Annotated in this window: 17 protein-coding genes; 8 read left to right on the top strand and 9 right to left on the bottom strand. The window is 71.7% G+C overall.

The window, feature by feature from the left end; translation table 11 throughout:
• Positions 1–6 precede the first annotated feature (6 nt).
• The 6 genes from K8640_RS10135 to K8640_RS10110 all read left to right on the top strand — a co-directional run bounded on the left by K8640_RS10135 (position 7) and on the right by K8640_RS10110 (position 8,361).
• Positions 7–1,653, top strand: coding sequence for a type VI secretion system baseplate subunit TssF (locus K8640_RS10135; RefSeq protein ID WP_223746850.1), 1,647 nt, complete (start codon positions 7–9; stop codon positions 1,651–1,653).
• A gap of 5 nt (positions 1,654–1,658) precedes the next feature.
• Positions 1,659–2,291, top strand: a complete 633-nt coding sequence (locus K8640_RS10130) for a DotU family type IV/VI secretion system protein (RefSeq protein WP_223746849.1) — start codon at positions 1,659–1,661, stop codon at positions 2,289–2,291.
• Positions 2,292–2,298: 7 nt separating this feature from the next.
• Positions 2,299–2,607 (top strand): hypothetical protein, encoded by a 309-nt coding sequence (locus K8640_RS10125; RefSeq protein ID WP_223746848.1) that lies wholly within the window; start codon positions 2,299–2,301, stop codon positions 2,605–2,607.
• A 4-nt stretch (positions 2,608–2,611) separates the two neighbouring features.
• Entirely contained in the window at positions 2,612–6,487 is a 3,876-nt protein-coding gene (locus K8640_RS10120) for a type VI secretion IcmF C-terminal domain-containing protein (RefSeq protein ID WP_223746847.1), read from the top strand.
• Entirely contained in the window at positions 6,484–7,005 is a 522-nt protein-coding gene (locus tag K8640_RS10115; RefSeq protein ID WP_046712999.1) for a hypothetical protein, read from the top strand. Before K8640_RS10120 ends, K8640_RS10115 begins: the two co-directional genes overlap by 4 nt.
• Before the next feature lie 102 nt (positions 7,006–7,107).
• Complete coding sequence (locus K8640_RS10110; protein ID WP_223746846.1) at positions 7,108–8,361, top strand: hypothetical protein; 1,254 nt, start codon at positions 7,108–7,110, stop codon at positions 8,359–8,361.
• A gap of 47 nt (positions 8,362–8,408) precedes the next feature.
• On the opposite strand, the gene K8640_RS10105 is transcribed toward K8640_RS10110, so the two are convergent.
• Together K8640_RS10105 and K8640_RS10100 are read right to left on the bottom strand one after the other, a co-directional pair.
• Positions 8,409–10,016, bottom strand: coding sequence for a hypothetical protein (locus K8640_RS10105; RefSeq protein ID WP_223746845.1), 1,608 nt, complete (start codon positions 10,014–10,016; stop codon positions 8,409–8,411).
• A 46-nt stretch (positions 10,017–10,062) separates the two neighbouring features.
• Complete coding sequence (locus K8640_RS10100) at positions 10,063–11,997, bottom strand: hypothetical protein (protein WP_223746844.1); 1,935 nt, start codon at positions 11,995–11,997, stop codon at positions 10,063–10,065.
• Between the two features lie 286 nt (positions 11,998–12,283).
• Here K8640_RS10100 and K8640_RS10095 point away from each other — a divergent pair, with 286 nt between their 5' ends.
• Both K8640_RS10095 and K8640_RS10090 read left to right on the top strand, forming a co-directional pair.
• Complete coding sequence (locus K8640_RS10095; protein ID WP_223746843.1) at positions 12,284–13,672, top strand: OmpA family protein; 1,389 nt, start codon at positions 12,284–12,286, stop codon at positions 13,670–13,672.
• Positions 13,669–21,588 (top strand): Ig-like domain-containing protein, encoded by a 7,920-nt coding sequence (locus tag K8640_RS10090; protein WP_223746842.1) that lies wholly within the window; start codon positions 13,669–13,671, stop codon positions 21,586–21,588. Before K8640_RS10095 ends, K8640_RS10090 begins: the two co-directional genes overlap by 4 nt.
• Before the next feature lie 56 nt (positions 21,589–21,644).
• Here K8640_RS10090 and K8640_RS10085 read toward each other — a convergent pair whose 3' ends face one another.
• The 7 genes from K8640_RS10085 to K8640_RS10055 form a co-directional block, all read right to left on the bottom strand.
• On the bottom strand, positions 21,645–22,280 hold the full coding sequence (locus tag K8640_RS10085) for a hypothetical protein (RefSeq protein WP_223746841.1): 636 nt from the start codon (positions 22,278–22,280) through the stop codon (positions 21,645–21,647).
• A 156-nt stretch (positions 22,281–22,436) separates the two neighbouring features.
• Positions 22,437–22,859 (bottom strand): hypothetical protein, encoded by a 423-nt coding sequence (locus K8640_RS10080; RefSeq protein ID WP_223746840.1) that lies wholly within the window; start codon positions 22,857–22,859, stop codon positions 22,437–22,439.
• A gap of 30 nt (positions 22,860–22,889) precedes the next feature.
• Positions 22,890–23,561 carry an STAS domain-containing protein gene (locus tag K8640_RS10075; RefSeq protein WP_223746839.1) on the bottom strand — a complete coding sequence of 224 codons (672 nt, stop codon included), beginning with the start codon at positions 23,559–23,561 and terminating at the stop codon, positions 22,890–22,892.
• Between the two features lie 21 nt (positions 23,562–23,582).
• Complete coding sequence (locus K8640_RS10070; RefSeq protein ID WP_223746838.1) at positions 23,583–24,071, bottom strand: STAS domain-containing protein; 489 nt, start codon at positions 24,069–24,071, stop codon at positions 23,583–23,585.
• Positions 24,068–24,643 (bottom strand): SpoIIE family protein phosphatase, encoded by a 576-nt coding sequence (locus tag K8640_RS10065; protein ID WP_223746837.1) that lies wholly within the window; start codon positions 24,641–24,643, stop codon positions 24,068–24,070. The genes K8640_RS10070 and K8640_RS10065 overlap by 4 nt, the downstream gene beginning before the upstream one ends.
• Positions 24,634–25,323 carry an ATP-binding protein gene (locus K8640_RS10060; RefSeq protein ID WP_223746921.1) on the bottom strand — a complete coding sequence of 230 codons (690 nt, stop codon included), beginning with the start codon at positions 25,321–25,323 and terminating at the stop codon, positions 24,634–24,636. The genes K8640_RS10065 and K8640_RS10060 overlap by 10 nt, the downstream gene beginning before the upstream one ends.
• Positions 25,320–25,730: an ATP-binding protein gene (locus K8640_RS10055; RefSeq protein ID WP_223746836.1), complete on the bottom strand. Its 411-nt coding sequence runs from the start codon at positions 25,728–25,730 to the stop codon at positions 25,320–25,322. The genes K8640_RS10060 and K8640_RS10055 overlap by 4 nt, the downstream gene beginning before the upstream one ends.
• Positions 25,731–25,825: the final 95 nt, after the last annotated feature.

Below are 25,825 nucleotides of genomic sequence, written 5' to 3'. Positions count from 1 at the left end.
TTCAAGATGACCCGCCCGAAGGACCGGCTGCACCAGGACTTCCTCGAGGAGATGGCCTCCCTCGAGCGCTTCCGCCAACGCTTCCACGAGCGCTACCCCGCCGCCCCCCTGGAGCGGGAGGACCCGGACGTGCGCCGCCTCATCGAGGCGATGGCGTTCTTCTCCGTGCAGACGCGCCACGCGACGCTGCACAACCTGCGCTCCACGTGGCGCCGGCTGTTCGCCGGCTTCTTCGACTTCCTCCTGGAGCCCCTGCCCACGCGCGCGGTGGTGCAGGCGCAGCCCATGGGGAAGATGGGCGAGGCGGTGCTCCTGCCGCGCGGCACCGAGCTGCGGCTGTCGCCGGCCGAGGGTGAGCCGGGCACCTTCCGCCTCCAGCGCGACCTGCGCGTGCTGCCCATCACCCTGGAGTCCACCGAGGTGCGCCCGCTGGTGCGGGGTGGCCACCGGCTGATGCTCCACTTCGAGTCGCGGCACGAGCGCGCGGACGCCATCGGCACGATGAGCCTGCACGTGCGCCACCTGGACGAGTACCTGCCGTCCCTGGCGGTGTTCCACGCGCTGCGCCAGCACCTGCGCGAGGTCAGCGTGGTGTACGGGCCGCCCGCGGACGAGCACGTCACGGGCGAGCGGTGCGAGGTGTCGTTCGACCGGGAGCCGCCGGCGCCGGACGACTCGGAGACCTTCACCCACCCGCTGCAGCGGCTGCGCTCGTTCTTCCTCTTCCCGGAGACGGAGCTCTTCCTCCACGTCGCGGTGCCGCCGTCGCGCGGCGGGTGGCGGCGCTTCAGCCTGTGCTTCGACCTGGCGCAGGCGTGGACGGTGGGGCGCTCCCACCGGCCCGACTTCCTGGTGCCCTTCGCGGTGCCGGTGGAGAACCTGCGCGCGGAGCCCGCACAGGTCATCACCACGGACGGCACCCGCTCCGAGCACCCCATCCGCAACATGAGCGCGGGGCGGGAGCTGGCGCTGCACTCGGTGACGGGCGTGTTCGAGATGACCAAGACGGGGCTCGCCCCGCTCAGGCCCGCGCACCTGCCCGGCAGCGGCCCCGGCTACGAGGTGGAGGAGGTGCCGTCGGAGAACGGCCCCTCCCCGCACCTGGTGCTGCGCATGCCGGAGGCCTTCACCACGCCGCGCAAGCTGGTGGTGGAGGCGCTGTGGCACCAGCCGCGCTTCGCCTCCGAAGCGTCGGGGCGGATGACGGTGAGCGTGCCGGCGCGCCACATCGAGGGCCTGGAGTGGCGGCTGGTCGGCCAGCTCCAGCCGGACCGGGAGAGCCCCCTGAGGGATGACCTGACGGCGCTCACCCAGCTGCTCGCCTGGAAGGCCCAGGCCACGCTGGGGCTGGACGAGCTGCGCTCGGTGCTCCAGCACCTGGGCACCCCCTCCGAGGGCCCCTTCCGCCGGTGTCTGCCGCTGTTGCGGGAGATGAGCGTGTCGCGGGTGCCCGACAGCGCCATGAAGGGCTCCGGGCTGAGGAACGTGTACGAGGTGGTGCTGGAGCCCTTCGAGGAGGGCTTCGAGCCGCTGGTGGTGACGTTCCTGACGCGGGTCCGAGATTTGCTGGATGCGTGGAACCACGAGGCGACGGTGGAGCTGAAGGCGACCATCGCCGGCCAAGGTCCCCTCGCCATCCCTGGAGCCTCCTGATGAAGATGACGCACTGGAAAGCCATCCTCCTGGCCTACCGCCACGTGGAGGAGCTGCTCGAGCGGGAGCTGGGCACGGTGAATCTGGACCCCGCCCTGCGCGAGCACCTGTCCGAGGGCGCCCTGGACGCGATGTCCCGCACGCTGATGGCCGAGGTGGACGCCCTGCGCGCGGCGCTGGAGACCGACCTGCGCCACGACGACGTGGAGAAGGTGCTCCAGCCCTTCGCCTTCCTGGTGGACGAGAAGGTGCTCGCCCGCCTGTCGAACGAGGACGCGCAGCACTGGCCGCTCTTGCAGCTGCGTGCGTTCGGCGTGGACGCGGGCGGCGACCTGTTCTTCGAGCTGGCGGACACCGCGCTGAGGCGCCCGGACACGGCGCCGCTGCTCTTCGAGATGCTGCACTTCTGCCTCACCGCGGGCTTCATCGGCCGGCACGTGGGCCACCCGGCGCGGCTGCGCGACTACCGCGAGCAGCTGGCGGCCCGCATCCCCCGGCCGGAGACGCAGGTGGGCGAGGCGCACACGGAGGCCGCGCCCCCGCCTCCCACCCTGTACGACTTCCCCTGGCGCTACTACGCCGTGACGGTGTCCATCATCATCGCGGTGCCGGTGGTGCTCTGGCACCTGTCCAACTGAGGCCCGCGTGACGACTCCCCCCGGCGTCCGGAAGGACGCGAGTGCGTCCCGTCAGAACGTGGCCGAGCTGGTGGAGCGGCTCCAGAAGGCCCTGACCTCGTCGCTGGGGAGCCTGGCCGAGGGGACGGTGCCCCTCGTGGACGTGCTCCGCGAGGGGGCGAAGGCCCTGGAACCCGGCCCCGGAGGCAAGCGGTTGTCACCCAAGGAGCGGGAGGCATGGGGTGTGCAACTGGAGGCCACACTGGAGCGACTGGAGGACGTGATGGAAGGCCTCCAGCTCGCGGTCCGCGCGCAAGCGGGCGGGAAGAGGGACTAGAGCCATGGCGGGCGAGAAGAACCCCGTTGCCGCGGCCGCGAGCGCGGCGACGACGACAGCGGACGCGGCGCGACCCTATCTGACGTGGATATTGATAGGGCTCGGGGTGCTGCTCGCCTTGGCGCTCGTCGTCGGGCTGGTGTGGTGGTGGAGGAAGCGCCGGCGGGTGGCGCCGAAGGTGGAGACGCGCAAGCGGCTGGACACCGGCGCGCTGGTGCGCATCCGCAAGCAGTTCCTGAACGCGCTGCCGCTGCGCTACCGCGTGGCGGTGCTGGACTTCCCCACGGTGGTGGTGCTCGGGCCGGCGGGCGCGGGCAAGACGACGCTCATCGACCTGGAGGTGGACTGGCGGCGGCAGGAGCGGCAGTTCATGCCCAGCCACACCTCGGACCCGCTGCTCCAGATGTTCCTGGGGCCGGACAAGGTGGTCCACGAGGTGTCGGCGTCGCTGCTGGAGGACGACTCGCAGGAGGCGCGCCGCGCGCTCAGCCGGCTGTGGAAGTCGAGCTTCCGTCGGCAGAAGGGGCGCGTCGTGGTGGCGCTGGACGCGCGGTGGCTCGCGGAGACGCCGCCGGACGAGGTGCGCCGGGTCATCCAGCTGGTGCGCGGGAAGATCAACCTGCTGTCCGAGGCGAGCCGGGGCTCGGTGGAGACGCGCCTGTGCCTGACGCACATGGACTCGCTGGTGGGCTTCTCGGACTTCGCCCAGCTCTTGCGCAGCCATGGCATCCCCCTGCACTGGGACGTGCCGCCCTCGGGTGAGGAGGGCCGGCTGGCCGCGGGGCTGCAGCCCCTGGAGCAGTACTTCGCGCTGGGCCTGGTCTCGTTGTCGGTGGACGCCTTCGGACGGTTGGAGGAGTTCTACGCGCGCGGCGGTGAGTCCTTCGCGGCGCTCGCCAGGTTCGTGACGGGGCTGGTGGAGGGCGGCACGCTGTCCTACCGCCCGGAGCTGACGCGGGTGTACGTGTCGTCGCCGGCGGCGGACGCGCGCTCCGCGGGGGTGTTCGCCATCGCGGCGGAGAAGCGCAACGTGGAGCTGCGCGCGCGCTACCGCGGCAAGCACCTGCGCAGGTGCGCGGCGCTGCTCGCGCTGGGCGTGCTCCCGGTGGTGGCGGCGTACGGGAACTTCTACAACCGCCTGGCCGAGGCCCAGCGGCACATGGAGGACTTCGAGTCCACGGTGCAGCGGCTGGGGCAGCAGCACCTGACGGCGTCCGGCGAGGTGGTGGTGGACAAGGGCCAGGGCGCGATGCAGGCCATGGACGCCCTGCTCTCCGCGGCGCGCTACTTCCCGCTCTTGAGCAACAGCTTCCAGGACGAGCAGGAGGTGCTGCGCGCGCAGCTGTCCAACACGGTGCGCCTGTCCTATCTCAAGCCGCTGCTCGAGTCCTGCCAGGAGCAGTGCCAGCGCTGTGGCCCGCTCATCCCGGGCTGCGCCTCGACGGAGCTGGTGGGCAGCCGCTCGCTGTGGGCGGCGTCGCACGCGGAGGAGCGCTGCGAGCGCGAGACGCTCTGCCGTCCCGAGCAGATGCTGCACCTGATGGCGGTGGCGCGCGCCTCGCGCACCGACGACATGGGGCGCTTCATCCTGTCGTACCTGGATGGCCAGTACCGCAAGCGCTGGAACTGGGCGGCGGACGCGCTGAGCCTGCTGGGGACCCGTGCCACGGAGAAGGGCGGCGACTGGATGGAGGCCACGGGGCTGCGCGAGGAGGTGGTGGGCGACTACATCATCTCCAGCGACCAGGCGTGGCGCACGGGCCTGCAGACGCAAGGCCAGGTGCCGTGGATGCGCTGGCCCTACGAGTGGCTGTCCGAGGAGAGCTACCTGGGCCCGTGGAGAGACCATCTCATCAAGCTGCAGCTGGTGCTGAGCGCGCGGGAGATGGACCTGGAGCGGTGGCGCTCGCTGGCGAGCGAGCGGCAGCGGCTGAAGCTGACCTTGGCGCAGAGCATGGCGTACACGTCCGCGCACAAGGTGCTGGCGCTGCTGGACGCGTCCGGCGCGCCGGAGAGCCAGGCGACCCTCAAGGGCGTGGACAACACGCTCGTCGCGCTCGACTGGCTGCGCGAGCACGAGCCGATGCTGTCCGCGGTGCTGCGCATGGAGGATGAAATCGACGCGGGCCTGAAGGCCGCGGCGGAGATGTCCACCGCGGAGCTGCTCACGCGCACCGGTGGCCTCTTCGTGCCCGCCAACGGCGACGCGCGCCTGGAGGTCCGGGTGATGCAGCAGTCCTTCGAGTTCCGTCCGAAGGAGCTGTCGCGCTCGCTGCTGGACAAGCTGCTGCGGCAGATCGAGCAGGGCCAGCGGCCCTTCAGCCGGACCTCGATGGGGCTGCCGCCGGGCGCGGTGGCGTCCGCGGCCGAGGCCGGGCTGGGACTGTCGATGGAGGACGCGCTGGACGTGGGCGCGGTGGACGCCCTGCCCTCGCGCCGCGGCGTGGAGTGGCTGACGTTCGAGACGGACATCAAGCCGCTGGTGGACGAGTTCACCCTGCGCATGGCGGACTCGAAGCTGTCGCGCGCGGAGGCCGCGCAGCGCCAGGGCTACGTGCTCAAGAAGGTGGCCAACTTCGGGCAGCGCTACCGGCAGGACCTGCTGGTGAAGTACCGCGACTACCGCTTCACGGCGCTGACGACGACGCTGGCCTCGGAGCTGTCCTCGGTGACGCAGCCGACCTCCGAGCTGGTGGCGATGCTGCGCGAGGTGGCCACGGGGGCGGGAATCGGCCCCATGGAGGGTCCCTACTACGAGCCGCTGCGCCAGGAGCTGTCGCTGTTCCGGCCCATCGTGCAGCTCATGACGCCGGACAAGGACGGACAGACGGCGCAGCTGGCGGCGTACCTGCTGCTGGTGTCGCAGCTGCACACGGAGGTGTCGGGGTTCAGCGCGCCGCCGGCGGCCGGGGCCGCGCGCACCATCGTCCCCGCGTCCCTGCGCTCGGGCGCGGAGGAGACGCCCGCATCGAACGAGGACGGCGGACGCCAGCTGACAGACCTGCTCTCCCCGCTGGGCCGCGTGGGCCTGTCCATGCTGCTCGACGAGGAGGGCTCCTACCTGCGCCGCGTGGACGAGTGGCTGGACAAGCAGGGCATCCTCGGCGAGCTGCGCCGGCCGTTCCGCGAGCCCTTCTTGATGACGCGGGAGCTGGGCCGGGCCGAGCTGGAGCGCGTGCTGGAGGAGCAGTGGGAGTGGCGCTTCCGCACGCTGCTGACGCCGCTCTTGCGTCGCTACCCGTTCGCGGTGGAGGCGAGCCAGGAGCTGGACCCGACGGAGCTGGAGGTGCTCAAGCGCAAGGACGGCGCCTTCTGGCAGTTCGTGGCGCAGGTGCTCTCGCCGGTGGTGGAGGAGCGCGGCACGGAGTGGATGCTGCGCCGGCCTCTGCGTCAGCAGCTCGCCGTGCCGCCGCGCATGCTGGTGATGCTCGGCCGGCTGTCGAAGCTGGCGAAGCTCTTGTGGACCGAGGAGGGCAAGCCGCAGCCGCTGCAGCTCCAGGTGCGCCCGCTGCCGCTGCCGCCGTCGGGTGAGAACGGCTTCGTCACCATGTCCTTCCTGAAGTGCGGCGAGGCGGCGGCGTTCGGCTTCAACCAGACGCCCGCGTGGCAGGACTTCGCGCTGGCGTGGTGGGAGCCGCGCTCGGCCTCCGTCGGCGTCGAGCTGCGCGTGCCGGGCCGCGAGGCCAAGCGCTACCGCTCCACGGAGCTGTCGCGCTCGTCGTGGAACTGCTTCCGCATCCTGGATGCCGCCACGTTCGACGCCGAGCAGAACGCCATCTGGCCGCTGCCGGGCCCGGATGGCTCACAACACTCGGAGATTCGATTGCGCTTCGGCATGCGTGGCGGCCCCTGGACGCTGTTCCAGGAGGTGACGCGATGAGGTTCCCCTGGCTGTTGATGCTGGCGCTGGCCCTGGGGACGGTGGCGTGCGCGCCCACGCACCTGTCCATCCACGTGAACTCGCCCCAGGGGACGAACCAGGGGCGGCCGCTGCACATGGTGGTGCGCGCGGTGGACTCGCAGCGGTACATGACGGAGTTCTACGCCGACGTAGCCGAGCGCGTGGTGCACCCCGATGACTCGGTGGTGCAGACGCTCGTCATCTACCCGGGCGAGAAGACCCAGACGCGGGTGAAGATTCCGGAGGAGTCTCCCCTGGCCATCTCCTTCCTGTTCACCACGCCGGACGGCGCGTGGCAGGTGTTGCTCGACTCGCCCATCCCGGGGCGCGTGGACATCGAGCTGGAGGAGAGCCGCATCCGCACGGATGCGCCGTCGAAGCGCAAGAAGCCCAAGGGTGAGCCCAAGAAGGAGGAGCCACCCAAGTTCGAGCCGCCCAAGGTCGAGCCCCCCAAGGTCGAGGGTCCGAAGGTCGAGGCCCCCTCCGCCGGGAAGTAGCCGGGCCGCGCCCACGAACCACCCGCTTCCCTCCGGCGAGAGCCATGGCTCTCGCTGCTGGGAGACGTGTGTCGCACGCAGTCCCCTCCAGGAGCGGAGTCCATGCCCTACACTGACGTGCAGTTCATCGGCTACCACCACCAGCTTGGCTATGACGTGAAGAACGGAGGCGGCCCCCACCGCATCTGGGGAGGCGCGTATCACCTGCTCCCCGGAGGGGGCCCCGTCTTCACCCTCTGGCAGGGCAAGGGGACGCAGTCCTACAAGGGACACCCCAATGACCGCACGGACCTGACGCACCGCTGCTCCTTCGTCAAGTCGGCCATCATGAGGGCCTCCAACAGCCCGCATCTCGACGACAGGGACTCCACGCTCAAGGTGTTCTTGATGCCGGAGTTCTTCTTCCGGGGCGCGAAGGGCGGCTACCAGTTCGACCTCATCAGCCAGGTGCTCTCGGACTTCCGTCGGTGGACCTTCAACGCGCGCAATGATCGCTTCCGCGGCTGGGTGTTCGTGCTGGGGACCATCATCGGGTACCTGGACGAGTACGACGCCGTCGTCACGAATCGGAAGACCGGCGTGGAGGTCTTCAACATCGCCCTCATCCAGCAAGGCGGATACCTGAACTCCGACGGCAAGCATGATCGGCTCGTCTACAAGGAGCAGGTCTCCGGCATCGACTACATCAACGACAGCTGGATGCAGGTCGACGGACCGGGGAACGTGCTGGGCCGCGGCGACAACCGGGGCCGTATCCTCCTGGGCAACAAGAACAGGTACCGCCCCACGATTCCGACGCGGGGCTCGCATGATCCCATGTCCCAGGTGGCCACCCGGAGCGTGAACCGCAGCGAGTGGTCCACCAACCCGTTGCAGGGCGGATGCAACTTCCGTCTGGGCGCCCGTGGAGAGGCCATCAACGAGGTGAGCTTCGGCGTGGAGGTGTGCCTGGACCACCTGTCGGCCCGGATGAAGAACACGGACGAGGCCGAGACCATCGGAGAGATAGAGCCGATGATCCAGCTCATCCCCTCCGCGGGCATGGACATCAAGGACAACGCCGTCGCCGTGACGGACACGGGCTATGTCTTCAACGTCGACGGGCTGAGGACTCCCGGGAGCACGCCCCCCGCCATCGAGCTGAAGCGATGGGACGCGGGCACGAGCACCACGGCGGCGCTGGAGGGCCTGGGGAGCTTCGCTGTCCACAGCGTCCCCAACCCCGTGGTGGGTGGAGTGCCGCTCAACCCCCTCACCTACTTCGCGTCGGCGGGCAATCTGAAGATCTACCGCGCCCGCCCCATGCCGCCCCAGGTCACCGTCGAGAGCCCGCTCGCCGCCCTGTTCGGCCCCTGAGGTCCGCCCGAGCCCCCCGGTGTGCCGCGCCAGCGGGGCTCGGAGGCTCAGGCCTTCGACGGGCGCTTGAGGCCCGGCGCGGTGGCCGTCCTCGCGCCGAGCTCCGCCTCCGCGCGGCCCTCGGCCTCGGACTTCAGCGCGGCCTCGGACGTAGGAGCCCGGGCCTGGGCCTCCGCTTCGGCCTTCGCCTGGGTGGACTCGACCTGGGCCTTGGCCTCCGCCTCCGCCTTCGCCTGGGCGGACTCCGCCTGCGCCTTCGCGGACTCGACCTGGGCCCGCGCGGCCGCCTCGCCCGCGGCCAGCTTCTGCTCCACCGAGGACGCCGTCGGAATCGGCCGCGCCTCCAGCGCATCCAGCTCCGCGTTCACGCTGCTCGTCGTCGCGTCGACCTGGGACTTCAACGTCGCGCGCGTCGAGATGACCTGGTCCTCGGCCGAGGCTCGCGCGGTCTCCACCTGCGCCTGCGCGGCCTGCGCGCCCGCGTCCACCTGCTCCTGCAGCGTGGGCAGTTGGGACTTCACCTGCGTCTTCACCGCGTCCACGCGCGCGGCCATCTGGTCCTGCACCGTCGTCACCTGGGCGATGGCCTGGTCCTTCGCCGTGCCCACCTGGGTGACGGCGGCCGCGACGGCCTGGTCCATCTGCGCGCTGACGGGCTCGACCTGCTGGAGGACGGTCTGCTTGAGCGTGTCCACCTGCTGGACCAGCTGCTTCTGCACCGTCTCCACCTGCGCGAGCGCCTGCGTGCGCACCTGGTCCACCTGGGTGAGCACCTGGTCCTGGAGCGTGCCCATCTGCGTCGTCATCTGCGTGGAGAACGTGCCCAGCTGCGTGGTGATCTGCGTCACCACCTGCTGGATGGCCTGCACCGCGGGCGTCACCAGGGGCTTGGGCAGGTTCGCCGCGGGAATGGCATCCAGGAGCGTGTTCACCTTGGTGAGCAGCGCCTCCAGCGAACCAACGAGCGTCTGGTACAGCGTCTGGAGTTGCTCCAGCACCGCGGGCAGCGGCGTGAAGAGGGCCAGCACCTGCTCCTTGAGCGCGGCGAGCTTCTCCACGACGGCGTCCAGCGTCGCCATCGCCGTGTCCACCGCCATCTTCAGCGGCTCGCGGATGGCGGCGACCGAGGCCAGCGCGCCCGCGACCAGCGTCTCCAGCGCCTCGTTGGCCTGCTTGATGAGCGAGTCCACCTGCGCCTGCGCGGGGACGATGGCCTTCTCCACCGCCTCCACCTGCCCCGTCAGCGACTGCACCTGCGTGGACAACGTCGCCTCGAGCGCTCCCAGTGACGTCGCCGCGCCGTCCTTCGCGGACGTCAGCGAGCCCCCCGCCCCACCCTCCAGGCTCGCGAGGCTCGACGCCATCGACTGGGACGTGCCATCCACCCGGGAGCGCAGCGGCGCCAGCTGCTCGCGCATCCGCTCCGCCTCCGGCTGCTTCGTCGCCGCGAGCTTCGCGTCGAGCGCGTCGATGCGCGCGAGCAGCCCCGTCAGCGGAGGCTCCAGCTCCGGACGAATCGAGGCGATGAGCGCGGTGACGCCCTCCGCCATGGACTCGATGGCCGAGCGTGCGTCACCGATGCGGGCCACGCCCCCCGAGCCCGTCGTCTCCAGGTCTCCCCGCAGCTCCGCCAGCGTGCCCAGCAGTGCCTTCACGACTCGACCCCCATTCCCGGAGAATCACCCCATCGCGCGAGTGTCGTCACTTGAGCTGCTCCAGCGCCGCGCGGGCCTCGGAGGCCGCGCGGGTGAGCGAGGACGTGCGTCCCTCCAGCCCGGAGAGCGCGCCCTTGAGCTCGGCCTTCGCCTCGGAGACCTTCGCGGAGACCTCGGCCTGCGCGGACTCGAGCGCCGCCTGCGTCTCGGACGACGCCCCGTCCAGCTTCGCCTGCGAGCTGCCCGAGGCCACCCGGTACGCGGCGGTCGTCTCCCCCATCGCGCCGCCGACCCCCGCCGAGAGGTCCGCGCGCGCGGTCTCCACCTGCGGCGAGACATCGAACGTGGGCGTGACGGACGCGGCGCCGGGCAGCTCCTTCGTCCGGAACATCATCGTGCCCTCGGCCATGCGCACCGTCTCGGTGTCCGGCCCCGAGGTGCGCTCCAGGTGCCACACGGGCTTCATGTCCTGGAAGTCGTGGACGATGGACGTCTGGCTGGTGTCGTTCTTCCCCAGGAGGATGCCGTCCCCCTGCCCGTCCTGCGGCAGTCGCGCCGCGTCCGCCCAGTCCAGGTGACGGTGGAGCTCCGCCCGGTCGAAGTGCAGCGCCACCAGCACGCGCGCGTTCTTGTACGGCGGGAAGTAGAAGTGGCCCGGGAAGAAGCCCGGCTCCGCCGGCACGCTCACGTCCTTGTTCCACAGCGGCACCGTCACGCGCCACGTGAGCACCGACGTCTTCTTGTCCTCGGACAGCAGGTAGATGCGGTCCTTCTCCCCGCCTCCGGGGCTGAGCACCTTGCCCTCGACGTGGATGGGATAGCGAGGCGCGTGGTGCGCGGGCAGCGACACCGTCGTGTCCGAAGCGCGCTCCGCCAACAGCGACATCTCCACCTCGAACCCCGTGTCCTTCAGCTGCAGCCCCGCGTGAGGCCCCTCATCGAGCGTCCGCGCCGACAAGGAGAGCTCCACCACGCGGAGGTCCTCGCCGCTCCCCACCACCGAGGCGCCCCACAGCGGCCCCTCCAACCGCAGCCCGGCCCACGGGCTCACCGGCACGGTGGGAAAGTGGCCGAACGTCATCCGGTACCTGCGCTGCGGGACGCGCAGCCGGTTGACCTCGAGCGCCTGGCGCTGCTCCACCACGGACACGATGGGCGTGCGCACCAGGTGGTCCTGATGGATGCCCGCGACGCCCGCGCCCTTGCTCGCGGGGACCTCCAGCGTGGAGGACTTGAGCGTGGAGGCGTTGAGCACCCGCGCCGCGTTGCGAGGGATGGCGGGGAGGACCACGTCCAGCCGCTCCACCTTCGTGCGCGACAGCGGCTTCGCGCCGCTCACCGGAGGCTTGCGTCCCCACAGCCCGTACTGGTCCTTCACGCAGTCATAGGCCCACACACCACCCCGCGTGTCCGCGAGCCACGCGACGAAGTCGTACAGGCCCACGCCCGGCGCGTCCTCGCCCAGCGCCAGGCACACCAGGGGCCGCTTCTCGTCGAGCACGTCCCAGTCGAAGTCGAAGGTGAACGCCCCCGCGGTGTGCTCCGTCAACAGCGTCTTCAGCGCGAAGTCCGTGCGCAGCTCCGTGGGGCGGTGCTGGCGCCAGAGCACGCGCGCGGCGTCCTCGAACACCACGGTGTAGCGCCGGAAGCGCACCGGCGCGCCGCCCACCGGGCCATGGGTCCGGGCCTCCAGCGAGCGCTCCCGGGCCAGGCCATGGAGGATGAGCGGCTTGGGTGGGGGCTGGGGGACGGGGTAGCCGCCGGAGATGGACAGCTTCACGTCCAGGAGGTCCGGGGTGGCGAAGGCCGTGAAGAGCGGCCCGTCGTCCTTCTCCAGACCGGTCCAGAAGCTCACCTCCGCGGTGAACCCATGGGGCTGGAGGTCCACGGAGAAGGCCTCCACCTGCCCCCCCGGGATGACGAAGGACTGCCCGCCCAGGGTCAGGGTGAGGGACAGCGCGAGTCGTTCCTGGAAGGCCATGCGCCGGCCTGCACTTGCCCTTTCCGTGCCAGCGCTTCCCCTGGGGAGGACCCCGCCTGGCCGACGCTCCTGCGGTCCTCCCGGACGCAGCCGCGTTCCGCCGGTACGCAGCCCGGACCCTCCCCCGGGGTGCTCGCGACACGCCCCCTCCCGCGTGCCTCCTTGGTACGTGCCTTGCTCTCAGGCCGAGCCGGCGTGTGGCCGCGGGCTGTCTCCCGCATGAGCACCAATGTCGGTCATGCGCCATGGGACGCGGATGAGTGGGTGGTGCCTCACGTGGCAACGGATGGGGACGCTGGCGCTGCTGCTGCTGGCGCCCGGCGCGTTCGCCCAGGAGCCGGCGGCCCTGCCCGCCTTCTTGATGGAGCGGCTGGAGATCAACCCAGGTCCTGGCCCCCTCGCGACGGGCGGTGGCACCGTGCTGCGCGCGGCCGAGCTCCGGGTGCTCATCCTGGGGCACTACCAGCACGAGCCCATGACCCTCAACGCGAAGGGCGAGACGATGCCCATCCTGACGAGCCGCACGACGGGCGTGCTCGCGGTGGCGCTCGGCTTGAGCTCGCGGCTGCAGATCGACGCGCGAATCCCGGTGCTGACCCAGCGCGAGGGAGACGACCTGGCCTCGCAGGGGCTGCTGGGGCCCACGCGGCACGGCGTGGGCTCTCCGCGCGTGGGCGCGCGGGTGGGCCTGTTGCGCACGGAGGAGGACGACGCGGTGGACCTCGCCTCGGAGGTGAGCGTCTATCTGCCGTTCGGGACGCAGGGCGCGTTCGCGCGGGGCGCCGACACGAGCATCCTGGCGCGCGTCATGGTGGGCGGCATGCTGGGCTCCATCCTGGCGCCGTCGTTCGAGCTGGGCGTGCTGGTCCGGCGCGGAGTCACCATCGAGGTCCCCACGCTGGAGGCGCGCGAGCTGGGCAGCGAGCTGCGCCTGGGCGCGGGCCTGATGACCACGGGGGCGCCGCTGCGCGCGGAGGTGGCGATCAACGCGGCGCTCTCCTGGAAGCAGGCGCGGGGCGCGGTGGAGGTGCTGGGCGGCGCGCGCTATGCGCCGCGCGAGGGCGTGGAGCTGTTCGCGCTGGGGGGCCTGGGCTTCGGCTCGGAGCCGGGCATCCCGCTGTTCCGCCTGGTCGCCGGCGTGGCGTTCAACTCGCTGCTGGGCGAGGACACGCGGCCCGACAGTGACACGAGCATCGTGCACGAGTCCGTGCCGCTGCCCACGCCCGCGCCGAACCGGCGCGTGTCGGACATGCAGGGCTCGATGATTCCCAACCCCGGCGAGGCCTCGCCCGTCGCGAACGTGTCCCGGGACAAGTTCGTGCTCGACGGCCGCGTGTACTTCCGCGTCGGGAGCGCGGAGCTGCCCGAGTCCTCGCCGGACCTGGAGCGCGCCGTGGAGCTGATGCTGACCAACCCGTCGGTGAAGCTGATGACGGTGGATGGACACACGGACGACTCGGCCACGGAGACCTTCAACCCACGGCTGGGTCGCGCCCGCGCGGAGGCCGTGTGGCGCTACCTGGTGGAGCGTGGTGTCTCTCCCCAGAAGCTGCGATTGCGGAGCTATGGCCCGGAGCATCCCGCACAGAGCAACGGAACCGTCGAGGGGCGCGAGAAGAACCGCCGGGTCGAGCTCCTCCTCATGCTGCCGACGAACCTGGAAGCCACGCCATGAAATCACTGAGATGGTTGCACCTTCTGACCTGCGTCGTGGCGTTGGGCGCGCACTCCGCGTTCGCCGAAGCGGATGTCTTCGGCCTGGGCGAGGCGCGGGACGAGTCCCTCACGGTCCCCGCCAACTCGAGTCAGGTCGTCAATCACTACGCGGCGGTGACGGGCCCGGTGCGCAAGGGCGACCGCCAGCTGCGCGTGGAGACGCTCGAGGGCTTCGCCGCGGGCGACCTGGTGATGGTGTTGCAGAGCGCGGACGCGGGTCCCGTGGCCGCCCTGTCGCTCTCCACCTTCACGTACGGTCCGCGCGAGGAGAGCCCGCTGGGCCAGTGGGAGCTGGCGCGGGTGTCGCGCGCGAAGGACGGCGTGCTGCTGCTCGCGCGTCCGGTGCTCAATGACTTCGCCTTCCCGGGCACGCAGGTCATCCGCGTGCCGGAGTTCCAGGCCGTCACCATCCACCCCACGGGCGAAGTGAGGGCGCGCGCCTGGAATGGTTCGTCCGGCGGCGTGGTGGCCTTCCTCGTCGCGGACACGCTGCACAACAACGGCGTCATCACCGCGAGCGGCGCGGGCCCGCAGAGCGGCTCGACGAGCGGCGGCGGCGTGGTCTTCTTCCGCGCGCGCAAGCTCACGGGCGCGGGGCGCATCGAGGCCGACGCGCGGGCCTGGCCGTGGGAGCTGGAGGGGCTCACCCAGGGCGGCGCGGGCGGCAGCATCTCCGCGCGGCTGGTGGAGAGCGCGGACTGTGAGGCGCTGCTGGCGAGGAGCGCGGGCAGCGTGCTGCTGCAGGCCGCGAACCTCCGGGGCTGCCCGGTGTTCGTGGCGTCGGAGGTCTCGGGCGCCAAGGCCTCGGCGGCGCGCGCCGGGGAGGAAGGTGGCGCGACGCTTCTGGAGCACGGGCTCGTCATCCCCGCGCGTCCGGTCATCACCGCGCCGGGAGACGGCGCCAACGTGAAGGCCCAGTCCCCGCGCGTCACGGGCATCGCGGACCCGGGCGCCACCGTGCACGTGAAGCTGGGCAACACCGACCAGCCCACCACGCCCGAGCGCGAGCTGCCCGCCTCGGTGGTCAGCGAGTCCGGCGCGTTCTCCATCGAGGTGCCCGGCCGCCTGGAGGATGGCCTGTACGCCGTCACGGCGCACACGGAGCTGGAGGGGCTCGCGAGCCCCACGAGCGACCCGGTCTACTTCTCCGTGGAGGCGCTGCTCGCCCCCGCGGCGCCCGTCATCGAGGTGCCCCTGGCGAACGCGAAGGTGGGCGTGGCCGGCACGGGCTTCTCCGGCACCGCGGAGACGGACAGCACGGTGACCGTCACGATCGGCACGCTCGAGTGGCAGGCCCTCACGGGCGCGGATGGCCGGTGGTCGGTGCCGACGAAGACGGACCTCGATGACGGCACGCACACCGCCTCCGTCACCGCCACGAACGAGGACAACGAGACGGGGCCGACCGCGACCGTCACCTTCACCGTCGACACGACGCCGCCGGGCGTGCCCGTCATCTCCACCCCGGCCGCGAGCGCCCAGGTGGGCACCGCCGGCACGGGCTTCTCCGGCACCGCCGAGGCGGGCAGCACGGTGAAGGTCACGGTCAATGGCATCACGTGGACCACCACGACGGCCGTGGGTGGGACCTGGTCCATCGCCGCCCAGACGACCATCGCGGAGGGCAGCCGCACCGCCTCCGTCACCGCCACCGACGCCACCGGCAACATCAGTCCGGCGGCGACGGTCACCTTCACCGTCGACCGGACGCCGCCAGGCGCGCCCGTCATCTCCACGCCGCTCGCGAACACCCAGGTGGGCACCGCGGGCACGGGCTTCTCCGGCACCGCCGAGCCGAACAGCACCGTGACGGTCACGGTCAATGGCACCTCGTGGACCGCCACGACGACCGCGGGCGGCACCTGGTCCGTTCCGACGAAGACGACCATCGCGGAGGGCAGCCGCACCGCCTCCGTCACCGCCAGGGACGCGGCGGGCAACACCAGCACCGCGGCGTCCGTCAGCTTCACCGTCGACACCACGGCTCCGGACAGGCCCGTCGTCACGACGCCCGCCGCGGGCTCCACCGTGGGCACGGCCGGCACGGGCTTCTCCGGCACCGCCGAGGCGGGCAGCACCGTGACGGTCACCGTCAGCGGAGAGTCGTGGACGGCCACCACCACGGCCGGTGGCGCCTGGTCCATCCCCACGCAGACGACCCTTCCGGCGGGCAGCCAGACCGCCTCCGTCACCGCCACCGACGCCGCGGGCAACGACAGCACCGCGAGGACGGTCACCTTCACCGTCGACAAGACGCCCCCCGCCGCGCCGGTCATCAGCGCGCCCGCCGAGGACGCCGTGGTCGGTCCGACGGGGCTGACCTTCTCGGGAACGGCCACCGCCACCCATCAGGTGCGGGTGAGCCTGGATGGAAACGCGGTCGACACCGTCACCGTGCTCGCCAACGGGCGCTGGAGCGTGCCGGCCAACAGCACGCCCGCCAACGGAAGCCACGTCGTCACCGCCACCGCCACCAACAACATCGGCAACACCAGCGCCACCACCACGCGCAACTTCACCGTCGATGCGACGCCTCCGGCGGCGCCCGTCGTCACCACGCCCACCGCGGGTCAGGTGGTGGGCACGGCCGGCACGGGCTTCTCCGGCACCGCCGAGGCAGGCAGCACGGTGACCGTCACGGTCAACGGCACCTCGTGGACGGCCACGGCCGCGGCCAACGGCGCCTGGTCCGTTCCGACGAAGACGACCATCGCGGAGGGCAGCCGCACCGCCTCCGTCACGGCCACGGACACGTTCGGCAACGTCAGCGTGGCGACGACGGTCGCCTTCACCGTCGACCTCACGGCGCCGGCGAGGCCCGTCGTCACGACGCCCGTGGAGGGCTCCACCGTGGGCATGGCCGGCACGGGCTTCTCCGGCACCGCCGAGGCGGGCAGCACGGTGACGGTCACGGTGGGCGCCCAGACGTGGACGGCCACGGCCGCCGTGGGGGGCGCCTGGTCCGTCCCCGTCCAGACGGACATCCCCGCGGGGTCCCGCGTCGCGTCCGTCACCGCCACCGACGCCGCGGGCAACGTCAGCGCCGCGAGGACGGTCAACTTCACCGTCAACAAGACGCCCGCCAGCGCGCCCACCATCACCACGCCCACCACCGCGACGCCCGTGGGTCCGGTGGGGCTGACCATCTCGGGGACGGCCACCGCCACCAACCGCGTGACGGTGAACCTGGACGGCAACCTGGTCGACACCGTCACCGCCGCGGCCAACGGGCTGTGGAGCGTGACGGTCAGCAGCACCCTCAGCGAGGGCCAGCACACCGTCACCGCCCTCTCCACCGATGGGATTGGCAACACCAGCTCCACCACCTCGCGCACCTTCACCGTCGACGCGACGGCTCCCGCCGTGCCCGTCGTCACGACGCCCGCGCCGGGCACCCGCGTGGGCCGGAGCGGAATCAGCTTCTCCGGCACCGCGGAGGTGGGCAGCCAGGTGCGGGTCACCGTCGGCAGCGCGTCGTGGACGGCCACGGCCGCCGCCAACGGCGCCTGGTCCGTCCCCGCGCAGACGACCATCGCGGATGGCAGCCACACCGCCTCCATCACCGCCACGGACACCGCCGGCAACGTCAGCGAGGCGACGACGGTCAACTTCATCATCGACACCACGCCTCCCGGAGTGCCCGTCGTCACGACGCCCGCGGAGGGCGCCGTGGTGGGCACCGCCGGCACGGGCTTCTCCGGCACCGCGGACGCCAACAGCACCGTGAGCGTCACGGTGGGCGCCCAGACGTGGACGGCCACGACCAGCGCCGGTGGCACCTGGTCCGTCCCGGTGAAGACGAACATCCCCGAGGGCGCGCAGAGCGCCTCCGTCACCGCCTCCGACAGCCTGGGCAACGTCAGCGCCGCGAGGACGGTCACCTTCACCGTCAACAAGACGCCCGCCGTCGCGCCCACCATCACCGCCCCCGCCAACAACGCCGTGGTGGGCCCGGCCGGCACCGCGTTCACGGGAATGGCCACGCTGGGCAACCAGGTGACGGTCCACCTGGATGATGTGCTGCTCGGCACCGTCACCGCGGCGGCCAACGGGCAGTGGACGGTGAGCTTCAGCGGAACCCTCACGGAGGGAACGCACAAGGTCACCGCCGTCGCCACCAACGAGCTGGGCAACAGCAGCTCCACCACCACGTCGAACTTCACCGTCGACCTGACGCCTCCGCCCGCGCCAGTCATCGAGACGCCCGCCACGGGCGCCCGGGTGGGCACGGCCGGCACGGGCTTCTCCGGCACCGCGGTCGCGGGCACCCTCGTGAGGGTCTCCGTCGGCAGCGCCTCGTGGACGACCACCACGGCCGCCAACGGCCGCTGGTCCATCGCCGCGCAGACGAGCCTCCCCGATGGCAGCCGCACCGCCTCCGTCACCGCCACGGACCCCGCGGGCAACACCAGCGCGGCCACGACGGTGACGTTCATCGTCGACACGGTGCCTCCGGCCGCGCCGACCATCGAGACGCCCGCCGCGGGCGCCCGGGTGGGTCCGGCGGGCACGGGCTTCTCCGGCACCGCCGAGCTGGGCACCTTGGTGACGGTCAACGTCGGCGCGCTCGCCTGGACGGCCACGACGGGCGCGGATGGCCGCTGGAGCGTCGCGACGACGACGGCCATCCCGGATGGCGCGCAGACGGCCTCCGTCACCGCCACCGACGAGACCGGCAACGTCAGCGGAGCGACGGAGGTCCTCTTCAACGTCGACACCCAGAGGCCGGCGCTGCCCCTGGTGGAGGTCCCCGCCGAGGGGGCCCACGTGGGCCCCGCGGGGACGGGCTTCTCCGGCACCGCCGAGGCGAACAGCACGGTGAAGGTCGTCGTGGGCGCGCTCGAGTGGACGACCACCGCGGCCGCCAACGGCCGCTGGTCCATCCCGACGAGGACGGACATCCCCGAGGGCGCTCGCACCGCGTCCGTCACCGCCACCGATGCCACCGGCAACGTCAGCGACGCGCGTGAGGTCCACTTCACCATCGACAAGACGGCGCCGGGCGAGCCGGTCATCGTGACGCCCGCCGCGGGCGCCCGGGTGGGCACGGCTGGCACGGGCTTCTCCGGCACCGCCGAGGCCGGCAGCACGGTGAAGGTCGTCGTGGGCGCTCTCAACTGGAGCACCACGACCAGCTCGGATGGCGAATGGACCATCGCGCCGGTGACGACCCTCGCGGATGGAAACCGCACCGCGTCCGTCACCGCCACCGACGCCGCGGGCAACGTCAGCGCCGCCGTGACGCGCTCCTTCACCGTCGACACCACGCCGCCCGCCATCCCCGTCATCGAGACGCCCATCGGAGGCGCCCAGATTGGCGTCGCGGGCACGGGCTTCTCCGGCACGGCCGAGGCCGGCAGCACGGTGAAGGTCGTCGTGGGCGCGCTCAACTGGAGCACCACCGCGGGCCCTGACACCCGGTGGACCGTCTCCGTGCAGACGAACATCCCGGATGGCAGCCGCACCGCGTCCGTCACCGCCACCGACGCCACCGGCAACGTCAGCAGCGCCGCCCAGGTCACGTTCAACGTGGACACGACGAAGCCCGACGTGCCCGTCATCGTGACGCCCGCCAACGCGGCCCGGGTGGGCGTCGCCGGCACGGCCTTCAGCGGCACCGCCGAGCCGGCGAGCCGGGTGGACGTCGTCGTGGGCACGCTGTCGTGGACGGCCACGACCGCCGCCGACGGGCAGTGGACGGTCCCGACGAAGACGAACATCCCGGACGGCGAGCACACCGCGGTGGTCACCGCCACCGACGCGCTCAACAACAAGAGCGACCCGGCGACGCGCATCTTCTCCGTCGACACCACGCCTCCGGCGAAGCCCATCATCACCACCCCCAGGGCCGACACCGTCGTGGGGACCGCGGGCACGACCATCGAGGGAGAGGCGGAGGCCGGAAGCACGGTGGTCGTCACCATCAACGGTGTCGCGTCCCCCGCCGTCCAGGCCGGCGCCAGCCGCATCTGGACCCTGCCCACGCAGGTCTTCACCACCAGCGGCATCTACAACCTGAGCGTCACCGCCACCGACGCCACGGGGAACAAGAGCGACGCCACCATCGACACGTTCCGGGTGGACGTCACCCCGCCGAACCCGCCCGTCATCCTGCTGCCGAACTCCGGCATCCTGGTGGGCAGCGCGGGCGTGGACTTCTCGGGGACGGCCGAGGCGGGAAGCACCGTGGAGCTCTTCATCGAGGGCAACCTCCGCGTCAACGCGCGGGTGGTGGCGGGCTCCAATGGGACGTGGATCATGACCAGGGTCACCACCATCCCCGGGGGCGAGCACACGGTGACGGCCAAGTCGACGGATGCCGCGGGCAACATCAGCGCCGCGTCCAATGGCATCGACCTGGAGGTCGACGTCACGCCCCCCAACCGCCCCACCATCACCTATCCCGTGGACGGGACGGCCATCACCTCCGCGCGCCCCACCATCACCGGCACGGGGGACGTGGGAACCACCATCATCCTCGCCATCGACGGTGACGAGCGCGGCAGCACGCTGACCACGACGGTGGGAGAGGGCGGGACCTGGTCCTTCACCTCGCCCTCGCTGTCGCAGGGCCCCCACGACCTCACCGCAAGGGCGCGGGACACGGCGGCGAACCTGAGCGAGCCGTCCCTCCCGGTCCGCTTCACGGTGGACTCCGGCTTCAACCCTCCGCTGGTCGTCGCGTCGCCCAAGGAGGGGGATGTCCTCACCCTGGCCAGGCCGCGCTTCATGGGGACCTCGGAGCCGAACAGCATCATCACCATCACCCTGGACGGCAAGCCGCTGCCGAGCGTCACCGCGGACGCCGCGAACAACTGGAGCTACGAGCCCCTGGAGCCCCTGGCCAACGGCGTCCACGAGTTCTCCGTGGAGGCACGGGACGCCGCGGGCAACACGGCGCGGATGGCCGTGCGCAGGTTCACCCTGGACCTGGAGGACCCCACGCCCCCCGTGCTGCTGTCGCCGGCGCCGGGCGCGCTGCTGCGCTCCCGCCGGCCCTCGATTCGCGGCACCGCCCAGCCCCAGTGCCGGCTCACCGTCCACCTGAACGACCAACCCCAGACGCCCACCATCACCGTCAACGGCGCGGGTGAGTGGTCGTTCACGCCCACCGCCGACCTGACCGAGGGCGCGTACACCGTCACGGCGGACTGCCTGGATGCGTTCGACCGGCGCGGAGAGAAGGCCGAGGCGCGCACCTTCACGGTGGACGCCACCGCGCCGGGAGCGCCGCTCATCATCACGCCGACGGAGGGCAGCATCCTCGGCCGGAGCTTCGATACCGTCACCGGCACGGCCGAGGCGGGCACGACGCTCACCGCGGAGCTCAACGGCCTGGTGGTGGGCACCGCCATGGCCAATGATAGAGGCGAGTGGACGCTCGTCGTGGACAAGGCCACGGTGCACGGAGACCAGGCCCTGCGCGTGTACTCGGTGGATGCCGCGGGCAACACGGGCACCCGCTCCGACCCGCGCCTGTTCCGGTTGGACTTCATCCCCCCCGTGACGACGTTGACCGGCGGCCCCACGGGCACCAGCACGCTCGCCAACGTCACCTTCATCCTGGACACGTCCGAGGAGGTCGCCAGCTTCCGGTGCTCGGTGGATGGCAAGGACCCGGAGCCCTGCGCGAAGGAGCTCACGCTGCGCAACCTGGCGGAGGGAGACCACACGCTGGACGTCTGGGCGACGGACTTCGCGGGCAACGTGGAGGTGGCGCCCGCCCATCGCGCCTGGCACACCATCCGCCCCAGTCTGGTGGAGGGCGGCGGCGTGGGCTGCGCGTCGACGGGCGGCAGTCCCCTGGAGGTGTTCGGGTGGCTGTTGTGCGTCGCGGCGCCGGGCCTGGTGGCGATGTTCCGCCGCCGGCGCTGAACGGACGCGCGAGGCACGAGGCGCTCGCCCCAACGCACAGGGGCGAGCGCTTCACGTCACTGGATGACGAACGAGCCCACGTAGTCGTTCGTGTACCCCAGCGGGCCCTGGCCGCCGTTCATGTACCAGCCGTCGTTCAGGTAGATGCCGATGAACCAGTACGACGCGTAGACCAGGTAGGTGCCCGCCGACAGGCCGTACGTGTGGGTGACCTCCTGCTCGTGCGCGATGACGCAGTTGTCGTGCGAGTGGTGCGTCTGGTGCGTCTTCACCAGGTTGCCCAGCGTGTCGTAGATGTAGAAGTTCACCTTGGTGCTCGGCGCGACGACGCCGCTGAAGGTGAGCGAGCCACCCGGGCTCAGCGGGCTGGTGTAGCTCATCGACACGTAGCTCGACTGCCGGCACCAGTCCCTGGGGCGCCCGTAGGCCAGCGGGTACAGGGGGATGTTGGCGTTGATGTAGACGGGCGGCGTGGTGTTCTGCACCGTGCTGATGGTGACGGGCGTGGAGCCTCCGCCGCAGCCACCGCAGCCACCTCCCCCCGGCTCCTCCTCTCCGGGGTCCGGGAGGGGCGGGAGCTCCTGCACGCTCGTGTCGAGCGAACCGGGCGCATCCTCCGGCGGGGGCTCTCCGCACGCGGTGAGCAGGGAGGCGAGGCACAGCGAGGCAAGGGCCGTACGCAACAGCTTCATGGGGTTCATCTCCGGGCTGACGCTGGCGCGCCTGTCGCGCCAGGACGCGGGACAGGCTCGGCGCCTTCGCGCCGCTCCCCCCTCGTTCACCTGGAGGTCGGCACCCGGGGATTTTCTTTGCATCGGGGCGTGACGATTTCTTCCCCCCTGCCCCGCTCAGGAGGCGCGGGAGACCGCCTGCGCCCGCGCGCGGAGGTCCGCCACCCAGGCGCGGGCCTGGTCCTCCGTGTCCACCATGCCGAACGGCGCGCTCCGCGTCCGCCCCAGCAGCAGGGAGGCGCGGCCCATCATGTTCGCCATGGTGCGCAGCGAGAAGCTCGCGCCGAAGATGACGGTGCCGGCGAAGGGCATCACCTCCGGCGTCTCGCTCAAGATGCGGCGCGCCTCTGAGGTGATGCTCGAGGTCCGCCGCGAGTCATTGATGAGATAGAGCGTGGGGTGCGTCCCGCGCAGCTCCTCGGCCACGCCGGCCAGGTCATGGATGAGCTTGACGTCGAACGGGCCCACGTTGACGAGCCGCACGATGTCCGGCGACTCGAGCCACACCTTGCTGTCACCGAACGTCCACATGCGAACCATGTCGTGTCTCCTCCAGCGGCCGCGAGGGCTTCAGCGGTGGGGGCCCGCGCCGCGGCCATTCAGGTGCAGGAAACAGTCGCGCAGGCCTTCCTTGAGGCTGCCGAGCGTCTTCACCTCCCGCAGGTCCACGCCAATCTGGACGAGCGTCTGCGCGATCGCCGGGCGGATGCCCGTCACCACGCAGTAGGCGCCGAGCAGCCGCGCCGAGCCCACCATCTTGATGAAGTGGTTGGCCGTCATCGTGTCCACCACCTCCACGCCGGTGATGTCGATGATGACGCAGCGGGCCTTGCCCTGGACCACGCGGTGCAGGAGCCGCTCGGTCATCTCCATGGCGCGCTGGGTGTCCACCACGCCGACGATGGGCAGCGTGAGGATGTCGTCCCACAGCTCGATGATGGGCGTGGACAAGTCCCGGATGGCGTCGCGCTGCCGGTCGATGGTGGACAGCTTCTCCTCCAGCTCGCGGTGGCTCGCCGCCAGGCGCGTGAGCGCCTCCTCGTGCTCGCGGCGGGTGGAGGCCAGCTCGCGCACGAAGATGTTGAGCGTCTCCTCCAGCGCCGCCAGCTCGTCCTGCTCGCGGATGTCGATGGTGGTGCGCGCGGAGGAGAACTCCCCCACCGAGATGAGCGACAGCACGTCGATGATGCGGCCGATGCGCTCGGGGGCGATGGACAGCGGAGCGGACGGGGTGTGGCTCATGGCGCCTCCTTCGGACGACGGTCAGACGACGGTGCGCGGGGACGCCGGGGCGACAAGGCCGAGCATCTCGTCGGCCAGCCGCTGCGCCTGCTCCCGCTCGGACTCCTCCGTGCGCGCGCCCACCGCCCGGACGCCGAGCAGCGCCAGGCCCTCCTCCAGCCCCAGCGCCGTCTCCACGCCGTCCAGCTGGATGCCCATGCTCTGCAGCGTGAGCGCCACGTCCGCGCCCATGCCGCACAGCACGGTGCGCGTGCCCATCAGCCGGGCCGAGCCCGCCAGCCGCGCCAGCACCGCGCACAGGTGGCTGTCCACCAGCCACAGGCCGGAGACGTCCACCACCATCCCCCTGGCGCCGGTGCGCTGGATGTCGCGCAGCACGTCCGAGCAGAGCTGCGCGGCCTGCGCGTCGGTGATGTCGCCCTGCAGGGGGACGATGAGCTGTCCCCACAGGGGGATGATGGGGATGCGCGACAGGTCACGCGAGGACAGGGGGGATTCGGGGTGGCTCATGAAGGCTCCACGTCCGCCACCAGCACGGTGGCGTCATCGGTGGCGCGGCCGAAGCGCTCCAGGAGCACCGCGCAGGCCGCGTCGGGGGGCTGGCCGCGGACCTGCTCCAGGTCCAGGCGGAAGCTCAGCCCGTCTGAGAAGAGGACCAGCCGGTCCTTGGGCAACAGCGGCGTGGACACGGTGCGCAGCGTCCGGAACGACTGGCCCAGGATGCCCGGCGTGGGGAGCACCGGCACCCGCGTGCCCAGCGTGCGCAGCTCCACGTTGCCCACGCCGCCCGCGTGCAGGACGCTCCCGTCGAACAGGGCCAGCATCACCGCGGAGCCCCGGCCGTGCTTGAGCGCCACGTGCAGCGCGGCCACCAGCTCCTCCACCGAGGACGTCAGCGGCATCCGCGTCAGGCACTGCGTGGCGGCCGCCGTCGCCAGGGCCGCGGCGGGCCCGTGGCCCAGCGAGTCCACCACCGCGAGCAGCGTGACGCCCGGCCCGGAGCGCACCACCACGCCGTCGCCGTTCTCCACTTCGCCCGGCTTGGGCCGCGTCAGGTGGGCGACGGCGAGCCTCACAGCCACACCTCGAACTCCACCTGGGTGCCAACGGGGCCGGTCTTCACCTCGAACTTGTCCGCCAGCCGCTTGACGCCCAGGATGCCCAGGCCCATGCCCGTCTTGCTCCGGTAGGTGCCGGACAGCACGCGCTCCAGCTCGGGGATGCCCTTGCCCTGGTCCTCGGCGCGCACGCGCAGCAGCTTGCGCGGCGCCTGCACCGGGATGAGCTGGATGGTGCCGCCGCCGGCATAGGACACCTGGTTGCGCGCCAGCTCGCTCACCGCCGTCGCGACCTTCTGGCACTCGTAGCCGCGGCCGCCCATGGCCTCGCACAGGGCGCGCGCCGCGAGCCGCGCCTGGCTGGCGTCCGCCTCCGTGCGCACCTGATACGTCGTGGGCCGCGCCTCCACCGGAGCGCTGGACGTCGCCGAGGGCTGGCGCAGCCCCAGGCCGCTGGGCACGGCGGCCGTCGCCAGCAGCGCCTTGAGCCGCGCGGACAGGTCCGGCCGCCTCGACGGGTCCACGAAGTGCCGCGTGGCCGGCTCCAGCGCCTCGATGACCCGGGGCAGCTCCGCCGTGCCCAGCGTGTCCGCGCTCAACCGCAGCGGCTCCAGCGTCCCCCTGAGCACGAGCCTCGCGGCGGTCTCCGACATGAAGTGCTGGAGGACACCGAGCAGCTGCGAACTGGTCCCACCACGACTCACCACGGCTTGCTTGCCTCCAGCTTCATGCGCTTGCGTGCGAACACTTCCAGGCCCCCGCCCTCGCGGTTGGACACACGGACCTCGTCCGTCAGTCGCCGCACCGCCGCGCCGCCCTCGCCCAGGCTCTCTCCGGGCAGCGGCCCGGGCCGGCCCTCGCGGCCCAGGAAGAGCCGCTCCGGCTCCGCCATGCCCGGGCCCCGGTCGCGCGCGCGGATGCACAGCCAGCAGTCCTCGCGCCACAGCTCCACCGTGCCGCCCACCCGCGTGTGGCGCACCAGGTTGGTGGCCAGCTCGCTCACCACCACCGCCACCTCCGCGCTGGACGCCGCCGACAGCCCCGACTCGCGCGCGAAGCGCCGGCTCAGCGAGGCCGCCACCACCGCGTCCACGGGATGTCGGACGGTCACCGACAGGTGCGGGTCCAGCGAGGCAGAGGCAGGCAGAGGCGACGGCAAAGGGCTCGTTCCCGGAGTAAATCCCTTGGGATTACGCGGGTATGAGG

This window comes from Myxococcus sp. XM-1-1-1 (assembly GCF_020037095.1).
GTDB classification, from domain to species: domain Bacteria; phylum Myxococcota; class Myxococcia; order Myxococcales; family Myxococcaceae; genus Myxococcus; species Myxococcus fulvus.
This window is presented reverse-complemented; position numbering and strand designations above follow the sequence as displayed.